We start from the raw sequence: 25,803 nt of genomic DNA, 5'->3' as shown, positions 1-25,803 counted from the left end.
GCATCCCTGCCATGAACACTGCGGACCTAGGGCTGCCGGTGGACGTCCCGTCGACCGCGCTCTTCACGGACCACTACGAGCTGACCATGCTGCAGGCCGCGCTGAAGGCCGGCAGCGCCGACCGGCGTTCGGTCTTCGAGGTCTTCACCCGCCGCCTGCCCGAGGGCCGCCGCTACGGCGTCGTCGCCGGCACGGGCCGGGTCCTGGACGCGGTCGAGAACTTCCGCTTCGACCCCGGCGTCCTCGGCTTCCTGCGCGAACGCGACGTCGTGGACGAGCCGACCCTGGAGTGGCTGGCCTCCTACCGCTTCGACGGTGACATCTGGGGCTACCCGGAGGGCGAGGTCTACTTCCCGGGATCGCCGATCCTGCGGGTCGAGGGCTCCTTCGCCGAGTGCGTGCTGCTGGAGACCGTGATCCTCTCCATCCTCAACCACGACTCGGCCATCGCGGCCGCCGCCTCCCGGATGGCCTCGGCCGCCGGCGGGCGCCCGCTGATCGAGATGGGCGCCCGGCGCACCCACGAACTGGCCGCGGTGGCGGCGTCCCGCGCCGCGTACGTCGGCGGCTTCACGACCACCTCGGACCTGGCCGCGGGCTTCCGCTACGGCATTCCGACGGTCGGCACGTCCGCCCACGCCTTCACCCTCGTGCACGACACCGAGCGGGACGCCTTCCGGGCCCAGGTGGACTCGCTCGGCCGGGGCACCACGCTGCTGGTGGACACGTACGACGTCGCCGAGGCCGTCCGGCTGGCCGTCGAGGTGGCCGGGCCCGAGCTGGGCGCCGTCCGCATCGACTCCGGCGACCTGCTGCTGGTGGCGCACCGGGTACGCCAGCAGCTGGACGAGCTGGGTGCCACGAAGGCCCGGATCATCGTCACCTCGGACCTGGACGAGTACGCGATCGCCTCGTTGGCCGCGGCGCCCGTGGACGCGTACGGCGTGGGCACCCAGCTGGTGACGGGTTCCGGCCACCCGACCGCGTCGATGGTCTACAAGCTCGTCGCGCGCGCCGAGTCGGCCGACCCGAAGGCCCCGCTCGTGCCGGTGGCGAAGAAGTCCTTGGGCGGCAAGACCTCCATCGGCGGCCGCAAATGGGCCGCGCGGCGGCTCGACGGGTCCGGGACCGCCGAGGCCGAGGTGATCGGCACGGAGGCCGTCCCGGCCGAGCTCGGCGACGGTCTGCTCCAGGTCCGGCTCGTCGAGGGCGGCCGGGTCGTCGCCCGCGAACCGCTGGACGTCGTCCGCGAACGGCACGCGCGGGTCCGCGCGGGCCTGCCCCTGTCCGCGACGCAGCTGTCGCGGGGGGAAGCCGTCATTCCGACCGAGTACGTGTGAGCCGCGTGGGCCCGGCCGGCGACGGCCCGGGCCCACGTCCCCGGCCGATGCCCCTCCTCCACGTGTCCGTACGGGAGTGAACGGGTGGTGAGCCGGGAAGGGGCAACGGCAACGACCGCGCTCTCCGCGTCCGCCGCCCCGCCCGCCCGCGCCCGTGAGGGGTACGGGACCGTACCGACCCGCGCCCGCCCGCCGAGCCGAAGGACACCGACCATGCGCCGCGCCCTGATCGTCGTAGACGTCCAGAACGACTTCTGCGAAGGAGGCAGTCTCGCCGTGTCCGGCGGGGCGGATGTCGCCGCCGCGATCACGGAGCTGATCGGGCAGGCCCCGGCCGGCTACCGCCACGTGGTGGCGACCCGTGACCACCACATCGCGCCCGGCGGCCACTTCGCCGACAACCCCGACTACGTCCACTCCTGGCCCGCGCACTGCGTGGCCGGCACCGAGGGCGTGGGCTTCCATCCGAACTTCGCTCCGGCGGTCGCCTCCGGCGCGATCGACGCCGTCTTCGACAAGGGCGCGTACTCGGCGGCGTACAGCGGCTTCGAGGGCGCCGACGAGAACGGCCTCTCGCTGGCGGACTGGCTGCGCGCCCGCGAGATCACCGAGGTCGACGTCGTGGGCATCGCCACCGACCACTGCGTGAAGGCCACGGCCCTGGACGCCGCCCGCGAGGGCTTCCGCACCCAGGTCCTGCTGGAGCTGACGGCGGGCGTCGCCCCGGACACCACGGCCCGGGCCCTGGACGACCTGCGCGAGGCGGGCGTGGAGCTGACCGGCAAGCCGGTCGTCTAGCTTTTTCAGGGGCGGGGCCTACAGAGGCGCGGCCGGCCGCCTCATCAGCGCGCGGATCGGATGCCACAGCTCCGCGGCGACCGCGTCCACCCCCGGCGCCGTACGCCATATGAGCCCGTCGGGATGGTGCAGCACCGCGGTGATCTCGTCCGGTGTCGGAGGTGCGCCGTTGCCCCGTAGGTACACCGCCCGCAGCCCCAGGTTCCGCAGCCGCGTCAACGCGCGGGCACGGTTGTGCGCATGCACCAGGACCCGGACCGAACCGCTGCCCTCGGCGAGCGGTCGGGGCAGGTTCAACGCCACCACGACGGTGCCGTTCGGCAGCTTGCTGAAACCTCCTGCGGCCATGCGGTCATACCCCCGTGCGATCAGGTGTCAATAAGAGAGTCACAGGACGCACCTAAACACGATCGGCCGCAACCCGCCAGGGGGTTGCGGCCGATCATGGTCTGACCTGGGAAAACGTCTTCCGTTACTTCGCGGAGGAGACCTTCACGGTGATCGTCGAGCCGTCGCGGGGCTCCTTGACGATGGCGATCTTGGTGTTGGTGTCAGTGATCTTGACACCCCCGGTCGGGTTGGCCGTGTCGTAGTACGTGTTCGTGCGGTCGTTGAAGATCCGGTTCCCCGGCTGCGACTTGATCTTCGTCGCGACGTCCGCCTTGTGCAGCGTGAGACCGTCCGTGCGGTACGAGCTGAACGGCGAGTCGTAGGACTGGATGCGGTTGCGCATCAGCACGCCGTCGGACCACTTCAGCGCCTTGGGGTGGGCGTCCACCGGCAGCAGCAGGCCGGTGCCCGGGTGCTGGCTGACGTTGTTGTCCCGCTGGGAGGTGTCCCACTTCCAGATCAGCAGACCGTTCTGGTACGGGAAGTGCTCCACCCAGGACGGCCGCGTGGACGCGAAGCCGAAGTTGTACGGGCCGACCTTCAGCGTCTTGTCGTACGACACGTACTGCCGGTTCTCGGCGATGTAGTACTGCGCGTAGTCCTTGGTGAAGGAGGCGCCGATACGGGAGAAGCCGGTCGCCTTCCACGCCGCGTCCGCGGTCTCGGCGTTGTCCGTGAAGAGCGCGGAGCCGTCGGCGGTGACGGTGATCCGGTCGGCCGCGAAGCCCGACTGGGCCACGCCGCCGTCGGTGGAGTAGCGGAAGCGCAGGTCGATCTTCTTGCCCGCGTAGGCGTCGAGCGGGTACGACAGCTTCTTGTACGCGTCCACCGTGCCGGTCAGCGCGGGGCTGCCGCTGGCATCGCGCGGGATCGGCGCGCCGTCGACCGTTCCGTCGACGGCGGTCCACTTGGCGCCGCCGTCGGTGGAGACCTCGGTGTAGAGGTAGTCGAAGCCCGACTCGATGTCGTAGTACCCGTCGAGCGTCAGCGTGGCCGCGGCCTTGCCCGTGAGGTCCACGGAACGGGTCAGCGTGTTCTTGAGCTTGTCGCCGCTGCCGCTCCACCACTGGGTGGCGCCCTCGGCCGGGGCGACGACCTCGGTGGTGACCGACCTCTTCGGCAGTTCGACCACCAGCGCCTGGGCCTTCTTGGTGTTGTACTCGGCCACACCCAGCGTGTGGGTGGAGCGCGTCGCGGCCTTGGCCGTGTCGTACTTCAGCCAGCCGAGCTGGAGCTTGTCCCAGGCGGTCATGTCGCCGGGCAGGTCACCGATGGCGTTCTTGCCGGTGCCGAGCCAGGAGCCGGAGGACATCAGCGTCCAGAACGCGGTGGAGTTCTCCGCGGTGTTGGTCGTGTCGTAGTGGTCCGGCAGACCGAGGTCGTGGCCGAACTCGTGGGCGAAGACGCCGAGGCCGCCGTTCTCCGGCTGGATCGTGTAGTCGCCGACCCAGATGCCGGAGTCACCGATCTGCGCGCCGCCCATCTTGTTGCCCGTGGGGCCGGTGGCGCCCTCGTCGGTGCCGAACGCGTACCAGCGGTGGGCCCAGATGGCGTCGTCGCCCTGGGCGCCGCCGCCCGCGGACTCGTCCTCGCCGGCGTGCACGATCTGGAAGTGGTCGATGTAGCCGTCGGGCTCGTTGAAGTCGCCGTCGCCGTCGAAGTCGTTGCGGTCCCACTTGTCGTAGGCGGACAGCGCGGACTTGATGTCGGCGTCGGACTTGCCGGCCGCCTTCTGGGCGTCGACCCAGGCGTTCACACCGTCGGCGACGGCGTTCCACGCGCAGGTGTCGGGGTCGCACTTGTTGGAGCCGTAGCGGGCCTCGTTGTAGGGCACCTTGACCCAGTCGGAGACCGTGCCGTCGATGGAGTAGCGGCCCGAGGACTGCTTCTCGTAGTACTTCTTCATCGACTCGACACCGTTGCCGGTCCCGAAGTACAGGTCCTCGTAGTGCTTCTTGTTGTAGTCCGCCTTCCAGTCCGTGCTGTTGTCCTCGGCACGGTCCGGCTGGGCTATCCGGTTGTGCAGCGGGCCGGGGGTGCCGCCGTAGCGGCTGTCCACCTTGTCGCCGAACTCCACGAGGATGGTGAAGATCTCATCGGTCTTCTCGCGGCCGAGCTCCACGTACTTGCCGTTCTGGAGCTTCACGACCTGCGAACCGCCGCGCTCGGTGACCTTCGCGTCACCCGAGATGACCCTCTTGAGGGCCTCTTCCCGCTGGGCTTCCTGACGGTCGGTCAGCGGGCCCTTCAGGTCGTGCTCGCGCTGGGTACCGTCACCGGAGGGTGCCGGGTCCTGCCGGTTCGCGGCCGCGGCCGGCTGGTCGCCGGCGTCGGCGGCCTGCGCCACCGCGAAGGTCGAGAACGTGGCGGCGGCCGCTGTCATCGCCACACCCACCGCGGCAGCTCTGAACGTCCATGGTCTGCTGATCACTTGAGGCAGTCCTCCCTCGCGCCCGGGCGCGCGGATGGAGGGTGTCCAGGTCATGGAGTCCGCGCGCGCTCTATGCGCGTCACAAGTGACGACATTCGATCGGAGTTGAAGGAGAAAAGACAGACCTTGACTTGGACAGGTCAAGTGGGTTATGGGCCGACGGCCGCCCGTCACCCCCTGTCACCCGCCTGTTCATCACCCCTCCGAGCACCGCTCAACAGGCGCGTCAACAGGCCGAGTTGGCGGACCTGATGATTCCGTGCGCCCCCTGTGCACCGGCACCGTGGGTTAGGTCACGCTTACCGCTCGTTCCGCTCGGGCACACACGCCAATAGAGTCGGTTGGCGGCTCGCCGGATATCCGGTGATTTGCCGAGCGACACCGTTGTCGCAGCCCTTTGATCCTTCATCCGCCACCTCCCCCACCGCGAGAGGCACCCCGGGGGGAGACCCCCACCCCGAGGACGGATTGCCATGCCTCGTCCGACCGCCGCACAGCTCGCCTACGGTTCCTGCACCGTGCTCTTCTCCACGCTCGCCATGCTGTTGCTGTCGCAGACGAGTTCGGGCCTCGGAGTCGTGGTCATCGCGCTCTCCGCCCTCGTGCTCGGGCTCCTCGTGGCCATGACGGTGCCCTCGCCGAAGTCCGCCGGGTCCGCGGCCCCGTCGTCCGCCGCCCGCCGGTCGTCCGCCGCCCGTCCCTCGTCCGCCGTCACGGAGCGGCGCGTTCCGCAGCGGCGCGAGACCGTCGCCGCCGCCGGCGCGTCGAAGCCGGTACGCGAACGCGCCTGACATCGCCCGAAGACCTCCGTGACCGCGAACCGGCGGGCCCGTGCCGCACGGGCCCGCCGGTTCCGTGTCGCGGCCCGGGCTCCCGTCGTCGGGCACCTGCCGCCGGGGTCCGCCGCCGGGCGGCTCACCCGGTGCTGACCACGACCGTCTTGGCCGCCTTGTCGTGCAGTCCCTGCTTGTACGGCTTGTCGAAGAAGCTCCAGCCGCCCGTGACGGCGGTCCAGATGCAGGCGCAGCAGAACGCGAACGGCACCCACAGCACCAGGGCGCGCACCAGGTTGGTCTGCACGGAGGGCGTGGAGCCGTTGTCGAGGTTCGCCACCCGCAGGTGCAGCCACCTCTTGCCGAGTGTCTGCCCCGACCTGCTGGTCATGAAGACGTCGTAGCCGACGTAGAGCAGCAGCGCGATCAGGGACTGCCCGAAGGACTTGCCGTACTGGATCCTGTCCGCGTCCATGTCGTACTCGTTGACGCCGAACCCCCAGGTCAGCAGCCACACCACGATGACGACGAGGACCATGTCGATGATCCGCGCGAGCACCCGCTTACCGCTGTCGGCGAGCGGCGGCATCCCGGCGAGCGGGTCGGTGGCGTACGGACCGCCGCCGTAGGGGTCACCGCCTCCGTAGGGCGGCGGGGCGGCGCCGTACGGGGAGCCGTCACCCGGCGAGGGCTCGCCGCCGTACGGGGAGCCACCGCCCTGTCCCGGGGGTGGCGGCTGTTTCCGGAACGGGTCCTCGTCCGGAGGGGGCGGCGGCTCGGTACTCATGTCACGAGTCGACCGCGAACCCTCCCCGCCCGCAATGAGGGAGGGGCCGTCCGGAGTACCCGTCAGCCGGCGACGAAGGTGTGGGCCGCCTTGTCGTGCCAGCACTGGCGCCACGGGCGGTCGAACAGGCCCCACACGACACCCGCGACGCCGATGACGAGGACCCCCGGGACGATGTAGACGAGCCAGCGGCGCAGGGCCGGGCCGAACGACGGCGGGTCGCCGCCCTCGATGTCCCGCACCTGGAGACCGAACAGCTTCTTGCCCGGTGTGCGGCCCCACTTCGCGGTGGGCAGCGCCTCGTAGAGGACGCCGAACACGATCAGTACGGCGAGCACGAGGCCGAGGTAGAGCGCGGTCGTGCCGTCCAGCAGCCAGACCGTGACCGTCTCACCGGACTGCTTGGCGGCGTCGATCTTCCCGTCGACGTGGTCGAGGGCCCTCGTGCCGAGCGGTACGGCGGCCGCCCCGGTGACCACGGCCAGCACGAGCGTGTCCACGAGACGGGCGGCGAACCGCTTGCCGAGCCCGGCCGGGCGCGCGTTCGCCTGCGAGCGGGCGGCGGCCTGGAACGGATCCTCCCGCACCGGCTTCCACGGCACGACGGGCTGCTCCTCGTCCGGCCCGGCCAGCCGGTGCACCTGCTGGGCCCAGGAGGGCTGCCCGCCACCGGGACCCGCGCTCATGGGCGCCTGGGCGGCCGACTGCTGCGGCGGCACGGCGGCGGCCGGGGCGGGGGAAGGAGTCGGGGCAGGAGCGGGGGCGGGCTGCACCTGCTGCGGACCGGCGGGAGCCGCCGGCGCGGTGAACGAGGAGGCGGGGGCGGCGGGTCCCCGGGCGGAGCCCGGGCGGGCCTGCGCCGCGGGCTCCTGGCCCGCTCTCGGCGACACGGTCCTGAAGGTCATCGTGCCCTCGGAGACGAGGGGTTCGGAAGCGAGGGGTCCGGAGGCGGGTTCGCGGGAGCCGGGGGCGCCCTGGCCCGGCACGTTCCCGGCAGCGGCAGCCGCAGCGGCACCGGCACCGGCCTGAGCGGCGTCCGTGCCCGGCTTCGGTGCGCTTCCCGCACCGGACTTGCCCGCGACGTGCGCGCGTCCGGCGCCCATGGCGCCGGCCGACCCCGCCGACCCGGTGGCTCCCGCGGCGTCCGTGGGGCGTACGGGTCCCGTGGGTCTGCGGAAGACCACGGTGCCGGAGGAGGGGGGCGTGGACGTCCCGCCGTCCTGCCCGGCGTCGGACGCGTGGAACGTGGCCGTGCCGTCCGTATGGTCCGACCTGCCGTCCGGCTGCGCCTGCTGCGCGGGCAGGGACTGCTGGACGGGCTGCGCCTGCTGCGCGGGCGGGGACTGCCCGGCCGGATCCGACGGTACGCGCGGGTCCGGGGAACCCCAGCGGACCCGGCGGTCCGGATCACCGCCGAAGCCGGTCTGCCGGGAGCGGTCGGCGCCCCACGCGGTGGCCGGCTCGGGACGGCTGCCGTGCTGCGCCTCGGCGGGCGACGGCCCCGCGGCCGCCGAGGGCGGGTCCTCGTCGAAGAAGTGCGGACCCGTCTCCTCCGTGGACACGGGTGCGGGCCGCGCGGCCGCCGGTGCGGACGCGGACGGGGACGGCGAGATCGACTCGCCGCCGGCCGGCGCCGGCCGGCTGGTGCCCGGCACCCAGGAGGCACCGTTCCAGTACCGGACATATCCAGGAATGGACGGGTCGGGGTAGTACCCCTCGCGGGGCCTGTCGTCGCCGGGGGCCGGGGTTGGGGCGCTCATGTCCGTCGTCCCGTATCTGCTCGGGGGTCGTGTTGAGCGTCCACATCTATCAGACCGGCGCACGCGCCACTGCCGCTCCTGGTGTACCTACCCCCTTCGAGCGGCGTTCCCACACGTTTTCCCGTCGCTACGGGGTATAGGGACTCGGCCGGTGGAGCCCTCCCGGGAAAATTCCGCGAACCGGCGTAATGCTCCGGGCCCCATCCCGTCTCCACTCGTACGGGCCTGCCCGACGGGCCCCGGACACGAGAGGAACCGGACGACATGAACGACGACACCGTGGTGGAGCGTGAGCTCGAACTCCAGCTGGTCCTGTCCCCCGACCGCAGCATTCCGGTCCCCGCGCTGCTGAGTTACCGCGCCCGCGACCCGTACGCCGTCCACGTCACCTTCCACATCGGCACCGACCACCCGGTGAACTGGACGTTCGCGCGCGAGCTGCTCGTCGAGGGCGTGTTCCGGCCGTGCGGGCACGGGGACGTACGGGTGTGGCCGACGAAGATCGGCGGGCGCGGTGTCGTCCTGATGGCGCTGAGCTCGCCCGGCGGGGACGCCCTCCTGGAGGCGCCCGCCGCGCAGGTGTCGGCCTGGCTGGAGCGCACCCTGGTCGCGGTACCGCCCGGCACCGAGAGCGGCCGGCTCGGTATCGACGGCGGCCTCGCCGAACTGCTCGCGCCGACGCCGGCCGACGATTTGTGGTTGTGCGACCCGTGGCCCTCGGACGAGTCCGCGGACGGGGAGTGAGAAGACGGGGAGCGAGGCGCCGAAGGGTGAGGGGCCGGAGGGTGAGGGGCGAAGGTGTCTCAGAAGAGCTTGCCGGGGTTGAGGATGCCCAGCGGGTCGAAGGTCGCCTTCAGCGCCCGCTGCACCTCGATGCCGACCGGGCCGATCTCGCGTGCCAGCCACTCCTTCTTCAGGACGCCCACGCCGTGCTCGCCGGTGATGGTGCCGCCGAGCTCCAGGCCGAGGGCCATGATCTCGTCGAAGGACTCCCGCGCGCGCCGGGACTCGTCCGGATCGCCCGCGTCGAAGCAGACCGTCGGATGGGTGTTGCCGTCGCCCGCGTGGGCGACGACCCCGATCGTCAGCCGGTACTTCCCGGCGATCCTGTCGACCCCTTCGAGCATCTCCGCGAGCCTGGAGCGCGGTACGCACACGTCGTCGATCATCGTCGTGCCCTTGACCGCCTCCAGCCCGGTGAGGGACAGCCGGCGGGCCTGCAGGAGCAGTTCCGACTCGGCCGCGTCCTCCGCCGGTACGACCTGGGTGGCGCCGGCCGCCTCGCACAGCGCGCCCACCGCGGCGAGGTCGGCGGCCGGGTCGGGCGTGTCGAAGGCGGCGAGCAGCAGGGCCTCGGTGCTCTCCGGCAGGCCCATGTGCGCCATGTCGTTGACGGCCCGCACCGTCGTACGGTCCATCAGTTCGAGGAGGGACGGCACGTGGCCGCCCTCCATGATCCGGCAGACCGCGTCGCAGGCGGCGGCCCCCGACGCGAACTCGGCCGCGAGCACGAGCTGTTGCGGAGGCCGGGGCTTCAGGGCGAGGGTCGCCCCGACGACGATGCCGAGCGAGCCCTCCGAGCCGACGAAGAGCCGCGACAGGTCGTATCCGGCGACGCCCTTCGCCGTGCGGCGGCCGGTGGACAGCAGGCGCCCGTCGGCGAGGACGACGTCCAGGCCGAGGACGTACTCGGCCGTCACCCCGTACTTCACACAGCACAGGCCGCCCGAGGCCGTGCCGATGTTGCCGCCGATCGTGCACATCTCCCAGCTGGAGGGGTCCGGCGGGTAGGAGAGGCCGTGTTCGTTGACGGCGCGGGAGAGCGTGGCGTTGACGACGCCCGGCTCCACCACCGCGATCCGGTCGACCGGGCTGATCTCCAGGATGCGGTCCATCTTGACCAGGGACAGCACGATGCAGCCCTCGGAGGCGTTGGCGGCTCCCGACAGGCCCGTGCGGGCGCCCTGCGGGACGACCGGTACGCGCAGTTCGGTCGCGACCCGCATGACGTGCTGGACCTGCTCGACGGTGCGCGCCAGCACGACGGCGGCGGGGGTGCCGGCCTCGCAGAAGCTGGCCATGTCGTTGGCGTACGAGCTGGTGACGTCCGGGTCGGTGAGGACGGCCTCGGCCGGCAGGCCCGCGAGGAGACGTGCGGTGAGACGTTCGGTGAGGCTGCCCACCGCCACGGCGTCCTCATCGGGTCGGGCTTCGATACGGCTCATGATCACAGCGTCGCACTCGGGGCCATCGGTGTGAACCCCGCCCGCGCGGGGCTTTCCGGGCCGGGGTGGTGGACGGATGTGCTCTTCGTACTGACGCACAGTGAGCGGCATGGAGAGCGGCGGTGTGGAGTGCGGCCCGGGGAAGGACCCGGCGGCCGGGACAAGGACGGGCGCCGGGACGGGGAGCGGTTCGGTCCGGCGTGATGTCCTCGTGCGGCGCGCTGTCGCCGGGGCCGTCGTGGGCTGCCTGGCGCTGGGGGGCGCGCTCGTGGTGATGCCCGACGGGGATCGCCGGCCGCCGGCCGCTCCCGGGCCCGTGGCGCGGGCCGCCACCGCCGTCGGGACCGGGGCGCCCGCCTCGCTGCCCGACCTCGGCGCGCTCATCCGGGACCGCGAGGCGCATCTGCGGGCCCATCCGGGTGATGTGCGGTCGTGGGCCGAGCTCGGCGCGGCGTACGTGGAGCGGGGCGGACGGACCGCCGAGCCGCGGTACTACCCGAAGGCCGAAGCGGCGTTGCGTACGTCGATCGAGGGACGGCCCGAGGGAAACACCGAGGCGTTCCGCGGGATGGCCGCGCTCGCCGACGCGCGGCACGACTTCCGGGCCGCGCGGAGGTGGGGCGAGGCCGCGGTGGCCGCCTCACCCGAACGGTGGACGGCCTATCCCGCGCTGATCGACGCGTACCGGGGACTCGGCGACCACAAGGCCGCGCGCAAGGCGCTGGACACATTCGTCGCGCTTCCCCCGGCCGGTTCGGCGGGCCCGGCGGCGAGGGCGCGGATGCTCACGGCCGCGGGGCTCGTGTACCGGGACCGGGGGTGGCGGGAGGACTCCGCTGCCGCCTTCTCGGACGCGGCGGCGCTCGCTCCGACTCCGGCGGAGCGGGCCGCCTGTCTCGTGCGGGTCGGTGAGCTGGCCTGGGAGCGCGGGGAACCCGTCGAGTCGCTGCGCGCCCACGAGGCCGCGCTGCGCGCCGAGCCCGGTGAGCACGCGGCGCAGGCGGGGCGGGGGCGGGCGCTGGTGGCGCTGGGCCGGCACTCCGAGGCGCTGCGGGCGTACCGGTCGGCGCTGGCCACCCGGCCGCTGCCGCAGTACGCGCTGGAGCTGGGCGAGCTGTACGAGTCGTTGGGGGTGGGCGGGGCCGCCCGGGTCCAGTACGACCTGGTGCGGGCGCGGGTGCGGGAGGGCGGCGCGGGGGGTGTGAACGACGAGCTGGTGCTCGGGGTGTTCGAGGCGGATCACGGGGACGCGGGGGCGGCCGTCCGGCGGTTGCGGGCCGAGTGGGCCCGGCATCCGTCGGCGGCCGTCGCGGATGCGCTGGGGTGGGCGCTGCACCGGGCCGGGAAGGACAAGGAGGCGCTCGGGTTCGCCACCCGGGCCACCGACCGGGAGCGCGGGGGCGGGGCGCGGGTCGCGCTGTACGCGTATCACCGGGGGACGGTCGAACGGGCGCTGGGGATGGACTGGGCCGGCCGGCGGCATCTTGAGGAGGCGTTGCGGATCAATCCGGCGTTCTCGCCCCTCCTCGTGCCGGTCGCGCTGCGGGCGCTGGAGGAGCTGGGCGAGCCGGCGGGCGCGTGGCGACAGCGGCCGGTGAGGGATACGGCCGGTGGCGACAGCGGCCGGTGACGGGTGCGGCCCCGCGGTGGGGGCCGCGGGGCCGTTTTCCCGGGGGGCTCAGAGGTTGCCGCGGCGTTCCTGCTCTCGTTCGATCGCTTCGAAGAGGGCCTTGAAGTTGCCCTTGCCGAAGCCCATCGAGCCGTGGCGTTCGATCATCTCGAAGAAGACGGTCGGACGGTCCTGGACCGGCTTGGTGAAGATCTGGAGCAGGTAGCCGTCCTCGTCGCGGTCGACCAGGATCTTCAGCTCGCGCAGGGTCTCGACGGGGACGCGGGTCTCGCCCGCCCACTCGCCGAGGGTGTCGTAGTAGGAGTCCGGGGTGTCGAGGAACTGAACGCCCGCGGCGCGCATCGTGCGGACCGTGCTGACGATGTCGTTGGTGTTCAGGGCGATGTGCTGGACGCCGGCGCCGCCGTAGAACTCCAGGTACTCGTCGATCTGGGACTTCTTCTTGGCGACGGCGGGCTCGTTGATCGGGAACTTGACCTTGAGCGTGCCGTCGGCGACGACCTTCGACATCAGGGCGCTGTACTCGGTGGCGATGTCGTCGCCCACGAACTCCTTCATGTTCGTGAAGCCCATGACCTTGTTGTAGAAGCCGACCCACTCGTTCATCCGGCCCAGTTCGACGTTGCCCACGCAGTGGTCGATGGCCTGGAAGGTGCGCCGGGCGGGCGGTTCGACGATCGGGGCGGCGGCCGTGTAGCCGGGGAGGTAGGGGCCCTCGTAGCCCGTGCGTTCGACCAGGGTGTGACGGGTCCTGCCGTACGTGGCGATCGCGGCGAGGACGACCGTGCCGTGCTCGTCCTCGACCTCGTGCGGCTCGGTGAGCGGGCGGGCCCCGTGCTCGACGGCGTAGGCGAACGCGGCGCGGGCGTCCGGCACCTCGATGGCCAGGTCGACGACCCCGTCGCCGTGTTCGGTCACGTGCTCGGTGAGGAAGTGGCCCCAGGGGGTGGCGGGCTTGATGACCGAGGTGAACACGAAGCGGGCGGAGCCGTTCTCCAGGACGTAGCTGGCGGTCTCCCGGCTGCCGTTCTCCGGTCCGGAGTAGGCGACGAGCTTCATACCGAAGGCGGTGGAGTAGTAGTGCGCCGCCTGCTTGGCGTTGCCCACGGCGAAGACGACCGCGTCCATTCCCTTGACCGGGAAGGGGTCTGCCTGCCGCGCGGTGTCGGGGGTGTGGTGCGTGGTCTGAGTCATGGCCGCAGGCTCTCTCCGTTTCGCAAGGTGCGCAATAGTTTGCGGAACGGCTGGGCATTGTGTGCAACGAAAGGGGTCATTTACCGATCGTTGTGTACAGGGTGACTACGTGGGAGGCGCTTGTGGGGATCGACCGGCTGGACGGGCGGCTCATCGTGCTGCTGGCCCGGGAACCGCGGATCGGCGTGCTGGAGATGTCCCGCCGGCTCGGTGTCGCGCGCGGGACCGTGCAGGCGCGGCTGGACCGGCTTCAGTCGAATGGCGTCATCCGGGGGTTCGGGCCGCAGGTGGATCCCGCGGCCCTCGGCTATCCCGTCACCGCCTTCGCGACCCTTGAGATCCGGCAGGGCCAAGGCGCGGACGTACGGGCCCACTTGGCGACCGTGCCGGAGGTGCTGGAGCTGCACACGACCACGGGTGGCGGGGACATGCTGTGCCGGCTCGTGGCGCGGTCCAACGCCGATCTCCAGCGTGTGATCGACCGCGTCGTCGGTTTTGATGGCATCGTCCGGGCCTCCACGGCGATCGTCATGGAGAACCCGGTTCCGCTGCGGATCATCCCGCTGGTGGAGCAGGCGTCGAGGGACGACGGGTGAACGACGACGAACGAACGACTGGGTGACCGCGCGACCGCGTGACCGGGTGACCGGGTGACTGCGTGACCGGGTGACTGAGGCGATTCGGGTGAGGTGACAGCGGGTGAACTTCTGGGAGTACCTCGGCAGTCGTCATCAGCAGCTCCTCGCCGACGCCTACCAGCACGCCGGCGCCGTCTTCCAGTGCATGGTCGTCGCGACCCTCCTGGGCGTGCTCATCGGGGTCGTCACCTACCGCAGCGGCTGGGCCGGGAACCTGGCCACGACGACGACCGCGACCCTGCTCACCATTCCGTCGCTCGCCATGATCGGCCTGCTGATCCCGGTCGTGGGACTGGGTGTCCCGCCCACCGTCATCGCCCTCGTCCTGTACGGACTGCTGCCCGTCGTCCGCAACTCGATCGTCGGGCTGCGCGGGGTCGACCCGTCGCTGGTGGACGCCGCCACAGGCATCGGGATGTCGCGGATCGCGCGGCTCGTACGCGTCGAGCTGCCGCTGGCCTGGCCGCCGATCCTGACCGGGATCCGGGTCTCCACGCAGATGCTGATGGGCATCGCCGCCATCGCCGCGTACGCCTCCGGGCCCGGGCTCGGCAATGAGATCTTCCGCGGGATCGCCTCGCTGGGCAGCAGGAACGCGCTCAACCAGGTGCTCGCGGGCACGCTCGGGATCATCGTCCTCGCGCTGTTGTTCGACGCCGCATACGTCCTCGTCGGGCGGCTGACCATCCCCAGGGGGATCCGTGTCTGAGACACCCGCGGTACCGGTGCCGGTGCCCGACGAGCGCGCCGGGGACGGGGGCGCAGGCGAGGACCGGGCCACGACCGGGGCCACCATCCGGCTGGAGAATCTCACCAAGCGGTACCCGGGAAGTCCCGATCCCGCCGTCGACAGCGTCACCATGGAGATCAGCGCCGGTGAGCTGGTCGTCTTCGTGGGGCCCTCGGGATGCGGGAAGTCCACCACCCTGAAGATGATCAACCGGCTGATCGAGCCCTCCGGCGGACGGATCCGGATCGGTGGCGAGGACGTCACCCACATGGATCCCGTGAAACTGCGGCGCAAGATCGGGTACGCCATCCAGTCCTCGGGGCTCTTCCCCCATATGACCGTCGCCCAGAACATCGGGCTCGTGCCGAAGATGGTCGGCTGGTCGAAGACGCGGGTCGCGGACCGGATCGAGGAGATGCTGGACCTGGTCGGGCTCGACCCCGGTGAGTTCCACGGCCGTTATCCGCGGCAGCTGTCCGGCGGCCAGCAGCAGCGGGTGGGCGTGGCGCGGGCGCTGGCCGCCGATCCGCCGGTGCTGCTGATGGACGAGCCGTTCGGCGCCGTCGACCCCATCACGCGCGACCACCTCCAGGACGAGCTGATCCGGCTCCAGCACGAGCTGCACAAGACCATCGTCTTCGTCACGCACGACTTCGACGAGGCCATCAAGCTGGGCGACCGGATCGCGGTGCTGCGGGAGCGGTCGCACATCGCGCAGTTCGACACCCCGGAGGCGATCCTCACCAACCCGGCCGACGACTTCGTGTCCGGGTTCGTGGGCGCCGGGGCCGCCCTGAAGCGGCTGAACCTGACGCGCGTACGGAACGTGGAGATCACCGACTATCCGACGGTGACCGTCGACGACCCGCTGCAGGAGATCTTCAACAGGGTCAGGGCGAGCGGTACGAACGAGATCCTGCTGCTCGACCGGCGGGGCCGGCCCTACAAGTGGCTGCGGCGCGGCGACCTCATGCGGGCCCGGGGCTCACTGGCCCGCGCGGGCACGCCGGTGAACGACACGGTGACCCGGGACGCGACGCTGCGGGACGCGCTGGAGGCCGTGCTCACGGACAATGCCGGGCGGGTCGTGGTGACCGGGCGGCGCGGGGAGTACACCGGCGTGGTGGACATGGAGACGCTCATGAACTCCGTGCACGAGCTGCTGGAGGCCGACCGGCTCGAAGCGATGGAGAACCAGCACGAACTGGCGGAGTCGCGCCTCGAGCAGACCCGTCACGAGCAGGAGGGCGTGCACGGCGGTGGGGAGGAGCAGGCATGAGCACCTCCGGTCCCGGGAGCCGTCGTGACCGTGGTGGCAGTGGTGGTGGTGTTGGCGAGGGTGGCGGCGGTGGCAGCGCCGGCGGCGGTGCGGATGTCCGGCACGCCCGTGCGGACGCCGGGCACACCGGGCACGTCGGTCGCGGACCCGAGGACGCCGGTCCCGAGGCCGGGCGGGAGGCCGCGTTCGAAGAGGACCCCGCCGCGCCGACCGCCCCGTCACGGACGCCCAGGTTCGGCTGGCGGAAGCTGACCTTCCTGCCGGCCGTGCTCGTCGTCGGGCTGCTGGCCACCTGGATCTGGTTCCGGCAGGCGGACCTCGACCCGCTCTCCGAGAACGCGCTCTCGAACGGGCAGGTGGGGAAGGCGCTGCGGCAGCACATCGAACTGACCGTGATCTCCACCTTCTTCGTGCTGGTCATCGCGATCCCGCTGGGCGTCCTGCTGACCCGCGGGGGCCTTCCGCAGGGCGACCCCGCTGGCCATGACCTTCGCCAACATGGGGCAGGCGACGCCCGCGATCGGTCTGCTGGCCCTGCTGGTGATCTGGCTGGGCATCGGCCGGAAGGCGGCGCTGATCGGCATCATCGCGTACGCCGTCCTGCCGGTCCTGTCGAACACGATCGCCGGGCTGAAGGCGAACGACCCGACGCTCCTGGAGGCCGCCCGGGGCATCGGCATGTCACCGCTGGGCGTGCTGGGCCGGGTCGAACTCCCCCTCGCCGTCCCGCTGATCCTCGCCGGTGTCCGTACCGCGCTCGTCCTGAACGTGGGCACGGCGGCGCTCGCCACGTTCGGCGGGGGCGGCGGTCTCGGTGTGCTGATCACGACCGGGATCACCAACCAGCGGATGCCGGTGCTGGTCCTCGGCTCGATCCTGACCGTCGCGCTGGCGCTGCTGGTCGACTGGCTGGCGTCGCTGGCGGAACTGCTGCTCGGTCCGAGTGGGTTGGAGGCGGGCGCATGAGACGTCCCACGGCTCCGGTGGCGGCGACGGCCCTGCTGGCCGCGCTCGCCGTGGTCCCCGGGTGCGGGCTGACCAGCGGGTCGCCCATGGTCGACGACGTGAAGCCGGGATCGGTCGGGCGGGGGCAGCCGCTCAAGGGCGCCGATCTGACCGTGACCAGCAAGGAGTTCACCGAGCAGCTCGTCCTCGGGGCGATCATGGGCATCGCGTTCCAGGCGGCCGGCGCCGACGTCCTGGACCGCACGGGCATCCAGGGCTCCATCGGCTCCCGGGAAGCGGTCAGGAACGGGGACGCGGACGCCGGTTACGAGTACACGGGCACCGCGTGGATCACCTACCTGGGCAACAGCGACCCGATCGCGGACCCGGGGAAGCAGTGGGAGGCCGTGCGCGAGGCGGACCGGAAGAACGGGCTCACCTGGCTGGCGCCCTCGGCGCTGAACAACACGTACGCGCTCGCCATGAACCGGACCAACTCCAAGAAGTACGGCACGAGGACGCTCTCCGAGGTGGCCGCCCTCGCCAGGTCGGACCCCAAGGCGGTCACGGTCTGCGTGGAGAGCGAGTTCGCCAACCGGGCGGACGGGATGCCGGGCATGGAGAAGGCGTACGGGATGAAGCTGCCCGGCGGGAACATCACGCAGATGGACACCGGGATCATCTACACCCAGGTGAAGAAGGGGAGCTGCACCTACGGGGAGGTCTTCACCACCGACGGGCGCATCAAGTCCATGGACCTCGCGGTGATGACGGACGACAGGAAGTTCTTCCCCAACTACAACGTGGCTCCGCAGATCAACTCCAGGACCTTCGAGAAGTATCCGGCGATCGCCGACGTCCTGGCGCCGGTCACGGCACGGCTGGACAACGCCGTGGCGCAGGAACTGAACGCGAAGGTGGACGTCGACGGCGAGGACCCGCACGCGGTGGCACTGGACTGGATGAAGGCGGAGGGGTTCGTGAAGGAGGGCTGAGCGACCGTCCGCCGCCGGGCGGGACCTGACGCCGCCGGGGCGGGACCTAACAGGAGGGGACGGAGCCCCGGCCCTTCTCCAGCGCCACGAGGGAGTCGACGGCACCCTTCAGGGTCGTCACCGGGATGAGGCGGAGCCCTTTCGGCAGCTCCGACTCCGCGTCGGAGCACTCCGCCTTCGGCACCAGGAAGACCGTCGCGCCGTCGCGGCGGGCGGCCTGGGTCTTGAGGGCCACTCCCCCGACCGCGCCGACCTTTCCGCCGGCGTCGATCGTCCCCGTACCGGCGATGACGCGGCCGCCCGTGAGGTCGCCGCCGCTGCCGTCGCCGTCCAGCTTGTCGACGATGCCGAGGGAGAAGAGGAGCCCGGCGCTCGGACCGCCCACGTCGGCGAGCTCCAGGGTGACCTCGATGCCGTCCGGCTTCTCGCCCAGGTGGTCCAGGGCCGCCTCGGTGGCGGTGTCCTGGGACTTCTTCATCTCCTCGGCGTTGTAGTCCTCGATCTCCTCGACGCTGTCCCCGTTCGGATAGACCGCGTCGCGCGGCATCACCGCGCGGTCCGTACGGAACCAGCCGTCGAGCACGTCACCGAGGCCGATGTCCGCGTCCGGTCCGGTCGCCTCGATGGTCGTCATCCGCAGCTGCCCGCTCGTCTCGCGGGCCTTCGCACCGGAGATCGTGATCACCGGGTCGCCCTTGTTCTCCCCGAGGACGTCCGCGGTCATCCCGGGCTGCGCCAACGAGAACGGCAACGGCGCGAACACCGCCACGGCGAGCAGGCCCACGACGGGCAGGGCACAGACACCGACGGCCTGGAGCCGGGAAAGCGGGGAGAACCGAGAGAAGCGAGAGGGCACGGGATCAATCTAACGTGCGAGCACGACCGGCCACGGCCCGCCCGCACCCTCGGACTCCGGGCCCGCGCGCGCTCCCCGGGGGCGCGGGGAACTGCGCGACCAGCCACGTCCGGCCCGCGGCCGACATCCGGCCCACGGTCGACGCCCGGGCCGGGCCGGCCCGGCCCGAACTCACCTCAGGGCGTCGGCAACCTCCCGCGCCGCGTCCACGACACGCGGCCCCACCCGCTCCGGCACGGCGTCCGCGAGCATCACGACCCCCACGCTCCCCTCCACTCCCGTCACCCCGATCAACGCGGCAGCGGCCCCGCTCGCCCCGGCCTCCAGCTCGCCGTGCGTGAGCGTGTACCCGGGCTCGTCCGTGGCGGCGGCCCGCGCGGCGAGGATCGCCTTGCCGGCCGCTCCCCGCTCCAGTGAATGCCGGAACCCGGCCCGGTACGCCACGTGGTAGTCCGTCCACGTCGGCTCGACCACGGCGACGGCGAGCGCCTCCGTACCGTCGACCAGGGTGAGGTGGGCCGTCGCCCCGATGTCCTCGGCCAGTGACCGCAGCGCGGGCAGCGCGGCCTCACGGACCAGCGGATGCACCTGCCGTCCGAGCCGCAGCACACCGAGCCCGACCCGGGCCCGGCCGCCCAGGTCACGGCGGACGAGGGCGTGCTGCTCCAGTGTGGCGAGCAACCGGTACACGACGGTCCGGTTGACTCCGAGTTTGTTGGACAGCTCGGTGACGGTCAGACCGTGGTCGGTGTCGGCGAGCAGCTTGAGGACGCGCAGTCCCCGGTCGAGCGTCTGGGAGGTCTCCGCGGTCACGACGCCCACTCCTTAGTGGTGAGAGTCGGCGGCCCCCTGCGTGGCGGATGCGTCACCTGTCCCATCGGCGACGCGCGTCAGAGGCCGCCGGTCGGCAGCGTCCCGGGCACTCCCGGGCATGTACCGGCTGCGCTCCGCGGCGGCGCTGCCACGGTGCGTGTGCGTAGCGGGACAGTAGCGACCCGGTCCGCTCAGCGGAAGGCTCCGTCCAGAATCCGGTCAGACACAGGTACGGACCGGCCACGATTACTCAGCGTTTGATCCACTTCTGTCCCGATGTGACCCGGGCGGGCCACCCGGCGCGCACCACGCCGCACGGAGCGCGGACACGCGCGAGCGCCGGTGCCAGAACGGCACCGGCGCTCGTGTCGACGTACGGCCGCAGGACGTCGCGGCCGTCCCAGCATGTGGTCACCCGCGCACGGTCACCGCATACCGTCACCGCGCACAGTCGCCGCACACGGTCACCGCATACGGGTGGCCCATTCCTGGACCTTCTCGATCCGCTGGCGCAGCTGCCCGGCGGTCGCCTCCGCGCTCGGCGGACCGCCGCACACGCGCCGCAGCTCGGTGTGGATCACGCCGTGCGGCTTGCCGCTCTGGTGGACGTACGCGCCGACCATGGTGTTGAGCTTCTTGCGCAGCTCCAGCATCTCCTTGTGGGAGACCACGGGGCGGCGCTCGGCGGGCAGTTCGAGCAGGTCGGCCTCGTCGTCCGGTTTCTTGCGGCTGTGCGCGATCTGCCGGGCCTGCCGCTTCTGCAGGAGGAGCTGGACCTGGTCGGGTTCGAGGAGCCCGGGGATGCCGAGGTAGTCCTGCTCCTCCTCGCTCCCGGGGTGGGCCTGCATGCCGAACTCGGCGCCGTCGTAGAGGACCCGGTCGAAGACGGCCTCGGACTCCAGCGCCTCGAAGGAGAACTGCTCCTGCTCGCCGGTGTCCTCGTCCTGCTCCTTGTTCGCCTCCTCCATCTCCTTCTCGGATTCGGCGTACGGGTCCTCCTCGCCCTGCTTCTTGGGCTTGTCGAGGGCGTGGTCGCGCTCGACCTCCATCTCGTTGGCGAAGGTGAGGAGGTCGGGGACGGTCGGCAGGAAGACGGAGGCGGTCTCACCGCGCCGCCGGGACCGTACGAAACGGCCGACGGCCTGCGCGAAGAAGAGCGGGGTCGAGATGGTGGTCGCGTACACGCCGACGGCCAGGCGCGGCACGTCGACACCCTCGGACACCATGCGGACGGCGACCATCCACCGGTCGTCGCTCGCCGCGAAGTCGTCGATCCGGCTGGAGGCGCCCGTGTCGTCGGACAGGACGAGCGTGGCCTTGCTGCCGGTGATCTCGCGGATGAGCTTGGCGTAGGCGCGGGCCGAGTCCTGGTCGGAGGCGATGACGAGGGCGCCCGCGTCCGGGATGCCCTTGCGCACCTCGGTGAGCCGCCGGTCAGCGGCGCGCAGCACGCTGGGCATCCACTCGCCGCGCGGGTCGAGGGCGGTGCGCCAGGCCTGGCTGATCGCGTCCTTGGTCATCGGCTCGCCGAGCCGGGCGGCGATCTCGTCCCCCGCCTTCGTACGCCACCGCATGTTGCCGCTGTAGGAGAGGAAGATGACGGGCCGCACGACGTGGTCGGCCAGCGCGTTCCCGTAGCCGTACGTGTAGTCGGCGGCGGAGCGGCGGATCCCGTCCCTGCCCTCCTCGTACGCGACGAAGGGGATGGGGTTGGTGTCGGACCTGAAGGGCGTACCGGTGAGGGCGAGCCGCCTGGTGGCGGGCTCGAAGGCCTCCAGGCACGCCTCGCCCCAGGACTTGGAGTCACCGGCGTGGTGGATCTCGTCGAGGATGACGAGGGTCTTGCGCTGCTCGCAGCGGTTGCGGTGGAGCATGGGGCGCACGCCGACACCGGCGTAGGTCACGGCGACGCCCTGGTACTCCTTGCTGAGCGGGCCAGCGCTGTACTCGGGATCCAGTTTGATCCCTATCCGCGCGGCCGCCTCCGCCCACTGCTTCTTCAGGTGCTCGGTGGGCGCGACCACGGTCACCTGCTGCACGACGTGGTGGTGCAGCAGCCACGACGCGAGCGTCAGCGCGAAGGTGGTCTTGCCGGCGCCGGGCGTGGCGACGGCGAGGAAGTCGCGCGGCTGCTCCTGGAGATACCTCTCCATCGCCCCCTGCTGCCAGGCGCGCAGCTTGCCGGCGGTGCCCCAGGGGGCCCGCCCGGGGAACGCGGGAGACAGGTGGTGCGAGGAGGAGGCACTGGCGGCGGTGGTAGTCACGGTCTCCGGGGGTGGTCGAGCGGCTCGGCCGCCGTCCCCAGCCGCGTATGACGAGGCTGGGTACGGCGAGGCTGGGTATGACAACCGGGCCACCCTACCGGCGGCCCGTGAACGTCAACGCGCGGACGACGCGAGGTCACCCGTGGATGCGACTCAGGTCACACCACCGCCCGGCGCCTCAGCACGCGAAGCGCGCCGGCCACACGGCGATCCTCGGCACGTCCAGGGCGCCGCGGCCGGGCCGGCGGCACCACGTGATGCGACCCGCCGTCACGCAGGATCGGCCCGCAGCCGTGTAGTCACCCAGGCTCCTACCAGCGCCACCCCCGCCATCGGCAGGAACACCGCCACGAAGGCGGACGGGTGGCCGCCGGAGGCCTGGGTGGCCGTGTGGGCGACCGTGCCGCCGCCCAGCGCCGCGAAGGCCGCGCCGCCCGCGGCGAGCAGGACCACGTTGGCGAGGCCGTCGGATATCTGGAGGGCGGCGGAGTTCTTGCCGGCCTGGCCGGGGGCGGAGAGCTTGAGGAGCAGGACGCTGCTGGAGGAGATCACCAGACCCATGCCGAAGCAGCCGAACCCCCACGCCACCGCCACCGTCCACACGGGCACCCCGTCGATCAGCACGCTCGGCGCGGCGGTGATGGAGGCCGCCGTCAGCACCATGCCCAGCGTCATCAGCCGCTCCCGGTACGGTTCCATCCGCGCCCTCGCCTGGACGAAGGAGCCCAGCGCCCAGGTGGCCCCGCCCGCCGCCAGCGAGAAGCCGGCCATCGTCGGCGACAGGCCCCGCTCGGTGACCAGCATCAGCGGCACGAACGACTCGGCCGCGATGAAGGACCCGGCCGCCACCCCGCGCAGCAGCACCACGGACGGCAGCCCGCGCGCCGCCCGGTAGGTGCCCCGCGGCAGCAGCCCGAGCACCGCGGGAACGAGCAGCGCCGCTCCGGCCGCGCCCGGGACCAGGGACAGCCACCGCAGGTCCTGGGCGGCGTACTGGAGCAGACCGGCGCCCGCGGAGATGGCGAGGGCCAGCCGGATGCGCCGCCGGTCGAAGGGCGCGGCGACGGTCCCGTCCTCCGGCCCGGACGCCCGGCGCCGTATCTGCGGCAGCGCGAGCGCCAGCGGCAGCACGACCAGCACCGGCACACCGACGAAGACCCAGCGCCAGCCGAGGTGTTCGGTCACCGCGCCGGCGGCGAGGGGGCCGACGACGGACGGCACCACCCAGCTCGCCGCGAACGCCGCCATGATGGCCGGCCGCAGCCGTTCCGGATAGGCGCGTCCCACGACCACGTACAGCGCGACGATCACCAGGCCGCCACCGAGGCCCTGGACGGCCCGGCCGAGGATGAAAAACCACATGGTCCCGGCCGTCCCGGAGAGCAGCAGCCCCGCCGCGAACGCCCCTATGCCCACGGTGAGCGACCCCAGCGGGCCCGCCCGGTCCGACCACTGCCCGGCCAGCACCATGCCGAAGAGGCTGGTCGTGAAGTAGCCGGAGAACGCGAACGCGTACAGCGATATCCCGTCGAGCTCCCGCGCCGCGACGGGCATGGCCGTCCCGACGGCCGTCGCCTCGAAGGCGATCAGCAGCACGACGGAGACGATCCCGATGCTGAGCGCCCGGTGCGAACGGCTGAGGACGCCGTCCGGGGCAACGATGTCTTGTGGTGCGCTAGGGGTGGCGGCGACGCCGGTGTCGCCCGGTTCCGGGATAGTCATATCTTCAGCGTAAGGGGCAAGACAAGCGTTGACCCCTGTCGGAGGACGGCCCCGGACCGGGACCTTGGTCGTAGGACCGGCCGGCCCCGCCGCCCGCCTTTTATGAACGCGGTGTGGCAGTCCCGTTGCGGCCCCCGCGAGCCCCTTGGCCCCGCCCGCCCCCAGCCCTAGGGTCGACACGACGAGCCCGCGACAACGGACTCGAGTTCGGCCGTGTGCCCGAGTGGCTTAGGGACTCGCCTGCAAAGCGAGGCACGTGGGTTCAATTCCCGCCACGGCCTCTGGTGGCCTGACCAGACAGAACGGATGGGCGGCATCCCCCGGGGGATGCCGCCCATCCGTTCGTTCATCCGTCCGTCTCGGTCGGCCCGGTGGACGTACCGCGTCAGCGGTCGCGCAGTTTGCGGGCCGGGAGGGCGACGACGGCCGCTGCCTTGAGGGTCTCCTCGTCGTTGGCGAAGGCGGCCAGGGTCTCGTTGTCGTCGAGGTCGCCACCGGGCCACGGGCGCGTGGTGAGGATGAGGCACGCGCAGCCGCGCTCCGCGACGGCGCTGAGCCACTGCGCCGAGGGGACGATCTGGGCGTTGATCTGCGGCATGGTGAGGACGATCGACCCGTCCACGACGAGCAGGCTGATCGGCAGGGACGGGCGGGTGGAGGCGTCGACGAGACCCTCCTCCGTGGAGAGCCCGGAGTTGTGCAGCAACTGCGCGACGGACGCCGACGAGCCCTCCGGACCCTGCTCGCCGTCCCCGAGGGAGCAGGCGAGGATGTAGGGAACGCTGCCCTGGGGCGTCGCACGGCTCCAGGACATGGCCACGAGCGTGCCCAGTTCGGCGGAGCGCACCGGGCGCGCTTCTGTTGAGTTCGAGGTCATCGGGGAACCGTATCGACGCCACGCGGCGCCACCGGCTCACGTTCACCCGACCGGGCGATGCCCCTCGGCAGCTCCACCCGAACGAAGGATGAGGAGACCCTTCGAGGTCACAGCACCCCGCCGGCCTCGTCCTGGAACATCTCCGTCCAGTAGTGCCGGCTGCCCTCCGTCCCGCCCGTGGGGTCGATCCTCGACAGCGTCTGCGTCATCGTCGTGGCGAGGTGGTCGTAGGCCGCCTCCGTCAGTTCGTGGGCGAGGGACTCGTCGATCGCTCTCTCGCGGTGCAGCAGCCACAGGGTGAAGGCCAGCGTGGAGACGTCCGTGTTCAGGGCGTACAGCGTGGCGTCCGGCTCGTTCCAGTCCAGGATCGCGCCCGTCGTGCCGTCGACCACCAGGCTGTTGTCCTCGACCAGGTGGCCGAGGCGTATCAGGTGGTCGCTGCCCGCGGGGAGCCGGTCGGCCGTGAACACGTGCGGGCGCTCGTCCTCGTAGTACTCGGCCAGCGTCGGCAGCGGCACGTCCGTGTCCAGGTGGAACAGGAAGCCGTCCTCGGGCAGGCCCGTCTCGCGCAGGAAGCGCCGGGTCGGCTCGTGCGCGAGCGCCGCGGGGAAGTCGACGTCCTCGAAGCGCACGACACGGCCCTGCCCGAACTCCTGGTCCAGCAGACGGGCTGGCAGGTCGAGCGTCAGCGCCGCATCGGCGGGCGGGCCCGCGACGAGGGCCAGCGGGCGGATCAGCGCGGCCATCCTCCAGAACGGCGGGATCTCGCCGTCGACGCCCTCCTCGAAGAGCGCGAGGAGCCGCTGCGACATCCCGGCGACCGCCTTGGGTCCGAACCGGCCCTCGTAGGACGCGAACCGGCCGCTCCTGGCGGTCATCTCGTCCGTCGCGGCCATGAAGTCCGTGAGGGCGCGCAGCGAGGGTGCGAGCGGGAGGCGGTCCATCAGGTCGGGGCGGTCGTGCAGGAAGCAGGTCGTGGACACTTCGCCCGTCGCGCCGTCGAGCAGGACCGACTCCGTGTCCGTACCCGCCTCCGTACCGGCCGGGTCCCGCAGTGCGCCGATCACCAACTGGTCGCGCAGGTCCGCCGGGAGACGGACCGGGTCCGCGGTCGAGTCCGCCACCGTGCGCAACCCGCCCCGGCGGGCGGCCTCGTGAAGCGCCGCGAACGTGAATATGTCGTCGTCCGCCGGCAGTCCCGGGCCCGTCAGCCGGCGCCGCGTCGGTTCGTGCGTGACGTACGGGTCCAGCGCGTCCTCGGGCAGAGTGATCCTCGCGATGCCGCTTCCGATACCCATGCCGATGCCGAAGTCGGTGCTGGAGCTGGTGCCGATGCTGGTGCCGGTGTCCGTCGTG

21 protein-coding genes, 1 tRNA gene and 1 pseudogene are annotated in these 25,803 nt (G+C 71.8%); 11 read left to right on the top strand and 12 right to left on the bottom strand.

Features of this window, described 5'->3' with window-relative positions:
• Positions 1–11 precede the first annotated feature (11 nt).
• Complete coding sequence (locus QFZ75_RS23970; protein ID WP_307539997.1) at positions 12–1,340, top strand: nicotinate phosphoribosyltransferase; 1,329 nt, start codon at positions 12–14, stop codon at positions 1,338–1,340.
• Positions 1,341–1,553: 213 nt separating this feature from the next.
• Entirely contained in the window at positions 1,554–2,138 is a 585-nt protein-coding gene (locus QFZ75_RS23965; RefSeq protein WP_307539996.1) for a nicotinamidase, read from the top strand.
• Between the two features lie 18 nt (positions 2,139–2,156).
• Here the strand turns inward: QFZ75_RS23965 and QFZ75_RS23960 are convergent, their stop codons facing one another.
• Both QFZ75_RS23960 and QFZ75_RS23955 read right to left on the bottom strand, forming a co-directional pair.
• On the bottom strand, positions 2,157–2,486 hold the full coding sequence (locus QFZ75_RS23960) for a hypothetical protein (RefSeq protein ID WP_307539995.1): 330 nt from the start codon (positions 2,484–2,486) through the stop codon (positions 2,157–2,159).
• Positions 2,487–2,610: 124 nt separating this feature from the next.
• Positions 2,611–4,959 carry an immune inhibitor A domain-containing protein gene (locus tag QFZ75_RS23955; protein WP_307539993.1) on the bottom strand — a complete coding sequence of 783 codons (2,349 nt, stop codon included), beginning with the start codon at positions 4,957–4,959 and terminating at the stop codon, positions 2,611–2,613.
• A gap of 473 nt (positions 4,960–5,432) precedes the next feature.
• On the opposite strand from QFZ75_RS23955, the gene QFZ75_RS23950 reads away from it, so the two are divergent.
• The gene (locus QFZ75_RS23950; protein ID WP_307539991.1) at positions 5,433–5,750 is read left to right on the top strand and encodes a hypothetical protein; all 318 of its coding nucleotides are present in this window, start codon (positions 5,433–5,435) and stop codon (positions 5,748–5,750) included.
• Between the two features lie 124 nt (positions 5,751–5,874).
• Here the strand turns inward: QFZ75_RS23950 and QFZ75_RS23945 are convergent, their stop codons facing one another.
• Together QFZ75_RS23945 and QFZ75_RS23940 are read right to left on the bottom strand one after the other, a co-directional pair.
• On the bottom strand, positions 5,875–6,519 hold the full coding sequence (locus tag QFZ75_RS23945) for an RDD family protein (RefSeq protein ID WP_307539989.1): 645 nt from the start codon (positions 6,517–6,519) through the stop codon (positions 5,875–5,877).
• 62 nt (positions 6,520–6,581) lie between these two features.
• Positions 6,582–8,279 (bottom strand): RDD family protein, encoded by a 1,698-nt coding sequence (locus tag QFZ75_RS23940; RefSeq protein ID WP_307539987.1) that lies wholly within the window; start codon positions 8,277–8,279, stop codon positions 6,582–6,584.
• A 264-nt stretch (positions 8,280–8,543) separates the two neighbouring features.
• Here QFZ75_RS23940 and QFZ75_RS23935 point away from each other — a divergent pair, with 264 nt between their 5' ends.
• Complete coding sequence (locus QFZ75_RS23935) at positions 8,544–9,023, top strand: SsgA family sporulation/cell division regulator (RefSeq protein ID WP_307539985.1); 480 nt, start codon at positions 8,544–8,546, stop codon at positions 9,021–9,023.
• 59 nt (positions 9,024–9,082) lie between these two features.
• On the opposite strand, the gene QFZ75_RS23930 is transcribed toward QFZ75_RS23935, so the two are convergent.
• Positions 9,083–10,510: an FAD-binding oxidoreductase gene (locus QFZ75_RS23930; RefSeq protein ID WP_373465931.1), complete on the bottom strand. Its 1,428-nt coding sequence runs from the start codon at positions 10,508–10,510 to the stop codon at positions 9,083–9,085.
• A 103-nt stretch (positions 10,511–10,613) separates the two neighbouring features.
• Here QFZ75_RS23930 and QFZ75_RS23925 point away from each other — a divergent pair, with 103 nt between their 5' ends.
• Positions 10,614–12,134, top strand: coding sequence for a hypothetical protein (locus QFZ75_RS23925; RefSeq protein ID WP_307539982.1), 1,521 nt, complete (start codon positions 10,614–10,616; stop codon positions 12,132–12,134).
• A 48-nt stretch (positions 12,135–12,182) separates the two neighbouring features.
• Here the strand turns inward: QFZ75_RS23925 and hppD are convergent, their stop codons facing one another.
• A complete protein-coding gene (gene hppD, locus QFZ75_RS23920; protein WP_307539980.1) occupies positions 12,183–13,328 on the bottom strand; it encodes a 4-hydroxyphenylpyruvate dioxygenase in 1,146 nt (381 codons plus the stop codon).
• 122 nt (positions 13,329–13,450) lie between these two features.
• On the opposite strand from hppD, the gene QFZ75_RS23915 reads away from it, so the two are divergent.
• The 5 genes and pseudogenes from QFZ75_RS23915 to QFZ75_RS23895 all read left to right on the top strand — a co-directional run bounded on the left by QFZ75_RS23915 (position 13,451) and on the right by QFZ75_RS23895 (position 17,915).
• Positions 13,451–13,924, top strand: coding sequence for an Lrp/AsnC family transcriptional regulator (locus tag QFZ75_RS23915; protein WP_307539978.1), 474 nt, complete (start codon positions 13,451–13,453; stop codon positions 13,922–13,924).
• A gap of 103 nt (positions 13,925–14,027) precedes the next feature.
• Positions 14,028–14,675, top strand: a complete 648-nt coding sequence (locus QFZ75_RS23910; protein WP_307539976.1) for an ABC transporter permease — start codon at positions 14,028–14,030, stop codon at positions 14,673–14,675.
• Positions 14,668–15,975 (top strand): betaine/proline/choline family ABC transporter ATP-binding protein, encoded by a 1,308-nt coding sequence (locus QFZ75_RS23905; RefSeq protein WP_373465930.1) that lies wholly within the window; start codon positions 14,668–14,670, stop codon positions 15,973–15,975. The genes QFZ75_RS23910 and QFZ75_RS23905 overlap by 8 nt, the downstream gene beginning before the upstream one ends.
• Positions 15,972–16,941 (top strand): annotated as a pseudogene (locus tag QFZ75_RS23900) (ABC transporter permease). The gene QFZ75_RS23905 and the pseudogene QFZ75_RS23900 overlap by 4 nt, the downstream one beginning before the upstream one ends.
• Positions 16,938–17,915, top strand: coding sequence for a glycine betaine ABC transporter substrate-binding protein (locus QFZ75_RS23895; protein WP_307539974.1), 978 nt, complete (start codon positions 16,938–16,940; stop codon positions 17,913–17,915). The pseudogene QFZ75_RS23900 and the gene QFZ75_RS23895 overlap by 4 nt, the downstream one beginning before the upstream one ends.
• 46 nt (positions 17,916–17,961) lie before the next feature.
• Here the strand turns inward: QFZ75_RS23895 and QFZ75_RS23890 are convergent, their stop codons facing one another.
• The 4 genes from QFZ75_RS23890 to QFZ75_RS23875 all read right to left on the bottom strand — a co-directional run bounded on the left by QFZ75_RS23890 (position 17,962) and on the right by QFZ75_RS23875 (position 23,570).
• Positions 17,962–18,771, bottom strand: coding sequence for a S16 family serine protease (locus tag QFZ75_RS23890; protein ID WP_307539972.1), 810 nt, complete (start codon positions 18,769–18,771; stop codon positions 17,962–17,964).
• 171 nt (positions 18,772–18,942) lie between these two features.
• Positions 18,943–19,584, bottom strand: a complete 642-nt coding sequence (locus tag QFZ75_RS23885; protein ID WP_307539970.1) for an IclR family transcriptional regulator — start codon at positions 19,582–19,584, stop codon at positions 18,943–18,945.
• A gap of 464 nt (positions 19,585–20,048) precedes the next feature.
• Entirely contained in the window at positions 20,049–21,848 is a 1,800-nt protein-coding gene (locus QFZ75_RS23880; protein WP_307539968.1) for a DEAD/DEAH box helicase, read from the bottom strand.
• A 270-nt stretch (positions 21,849–22,118) separates the two neighbouring features.
• On the bottom strand, positions 22,119–23,570 hold the full coding sequence (locus QFZ75_RS23875; protein ID WP_307539966.1) for an MFS transporter: 1,452 nt from the start codon (positions 23,568–23,570) through the stop codon (positions 22,119–22,121).
• A gap of 209 nt (positions 23,571–23,779) precedes the next feature.
• Between QFZ75_RS23875 and QFZ75_RS23870 the strand changes: the two genes are divergently transcribed.
• Positions 23,780–23,851: transfer RNA gene (locus tag QFZ75_RS23870), tRNA-Cys, on the top strand.
• Between the two features lie 104 nt (positions 23,852–23,955).
• On the opposite strand, the gene QFZ75_RS23865 is transcribed toward QFZ75_RS23870, so the two are convergent.
• Both QFZ75_RS23865 and QFZ75_RS23860 read right to left on the bottom strand, forming a co-directional pair.
• The gene (locus QFZ75_RS23865) at positions 23,956–24,447 is read right to left on the bottom strand and encodes a DUF5949 family protein (RefSeq protein WP_307539964.1); all 492 of its coding nucleotides are present in this window, start codon (positions 24,445–24,447) and stop codon (positions 23,956–23,958) included.
• Positions 24,448–24,554: 107 nt separating this feature from the next.
• A complete protein-coding gene (locus QFZ75_RS23860) occupies positions 24,555–25,745 on the bottom strand; it encodes an SUKH-4 family immunity protein (protein ID WP_307544734.1) in 1,191 nt (396 codons plus the stop codon).
• Positions 25,746–25,803 lie beyond the last annotated feature (58 nt).

The sequence above is a fragment of the Streptomyces sp. V3I8 genome, from assembly GCF_030817535.1.
GTDB lineage: Bacteria > Actinomycetota > Actinomycetes > Streptomycetales > Streptomycetaceae > Streptomyces.
Note: the sequence above shows the minus strand (reverse complement) of the source record. Positions and strands in the feature narration are given on the sequence as shown.

What these genes read in the sequence shown, in the direction of transcription:
- QFZ75_RS23945 (WP_307539989.1), bottom strand. Translation starts at nt 6,519, where the DNA reads ATGAGTACCGAGCCGCCGCCCCCTCCGGACGAGGACCCGTTCCGGAAA.
- QFZ75_RS23860 (WP_307544734.1), bottom strand. Translation starts at nt 25,745, where the DNA reads ATGGGTATCGGAAGCGGCATCGCGAGGATCACTCTGCCCGAGGACGCG.
- QFZ75_RS23960 (WP_307539995.1), bottom strand. Translation starts at nt 2,486, where the DNA reads ATGGCCGCAGGAGGTTTCAGCAAGCTGCCGAACGGCACCGTCGTGGTG.
- QFZ75_RS23970 (WP_307539997.1), top strand. Translation starts at nt 12, where the DNA reads ATGAACACTGCGGACCTAGGGCTGCCGGTGGACGTCCCGTCGACCGCG.
- hppD (WP_307539980.1), bottom strand. Translation starts at nt 13,328, where the DNA reads ATGACTCAGACCACGCACCACACCCCCGACACCGCGCGGCAGGCAGAC.
- QFZ75_RS23940 (WP_307539987.1), bottom strand. Translation starts at nt 8,279, where the DNA reads ATGAGCGCCCCAACCCCGGCCCCCGGCGACGACAGGCCCCGCGAGGGG.
- QFZ75_RS23935 (WP_307539985.1), top strand. Translation starts at nt 8,544, where the DNA reads ATGAACGACGACACCGTGGTGGAGCGTGAGCTCGAACTCCAGCTGGTC.
- QFZ75_RS23865 (WP_307539964.1), bottom strand. Translation starts at nt 24,447, where the DNA reads ATGACCTCGAACTCAACAGAAGCGCGCCCGGTGCGCTCCGCCGAACTG.
- QFZ75_RS23875 (WP_307539966.1), bottom strand. Translation starts at nt 23,570, where the DNA reads ATGACTATCCCGGAACCGGGCGACACCGGCGTCGCCGCCACCCCTAGC.
- QFZ75_RS23925 (WP_307539982.1), top strand. Translation starts at nt 10,614, where the DNA reads ATGGAGAGCGGCGGTGTGGAGTGCGGCCCGGGGAAGGACCCGGCGGCC.
- QFZ75_RS23950 (WP_307539991.1), top strand. Translation starts at nt 5,433, where the DNA reads ATGCCTCGTCCGACCGCCGCACAGCTCGCCTACGGTTCCTGCACCGTG.
- QFZ75_RS23965 (WP_307539996.1), top strand. Translation starts at nt 1,554, where the DNA reads ATGCGCCGCGCCCTGATCGTCGTAGACGTCCAGAACGACTTCTGCGAA.
- QFZ75_RS23895 (WP_307539974.1), top strand. Translation starts at nt 16,938, where the DNA reads ATGAGACGTCCCACGGCTCCGGTGGCGGCGACGGCCCTGCTGGCCGCG.